This is a genomic window from Undibacterium sp. Di27W, from assembly GCF_049340345.1.
Lineage (GTDB): Bacteria > Pseudomonadota > Gammaproteobacteria > Burkholderiales > Burkholderiaceae_D > Undibacterium.
Genome location: NZ_JBMPOS010000117.1, coordinates 1 through 388 on the forward strand (window position 1 = coordinate 1; position 388 = coordinate 388).

Genomic DNA, 388 nt, shown 5'->3' on the forward strand with positions numbered 1-388 from the left:
ATCCTGGTCAGCAAGCCTATGTTGAACCGGCAATCACTGAATTAATTAAAGAAAATATTTTAAGACCGCAAGGAGAAAAATACTTTCTGACAAAAACAGGCTTTAATCTAATTTATCCACCATTAAATGATTTCGTGAAAGACACCGTCTTAACTTGGTTTGGAAAAAATCACGCAAAAGAAGGGGACACTTTGGATGTATATGCTTTGTATTTAAAGCACACGCTAAACTGGACACCAAAACAAAATAGCGCATTCGAATCTGGACTCAAAAAAATGGCGAGCGAAGGATTGATAGAGATAAAAAATGGTTCTGTTACGCTTACAAAGCATGGCTTTGAGGCAAGAAATAAATCTGTTTGCGTTTCGTCACATTCATAAGCAACTTG

General features: G+C 36.6%; 1 protein-coding gene. It reads left to right on the forward strand.

Annotated elements, in window-relative coordinates; all coding sequences use genetic code 11:
• A partial coding sequence (locus ACO0LF_RS31555; RefSeq protein ID WP_423021372.1) for a hypothetical protein occupies positions 1-380 on the forward strand: 380 nt, incomplete at its 5' end.
• Positions 381-388: the final 8 nt, after the last annotated feature.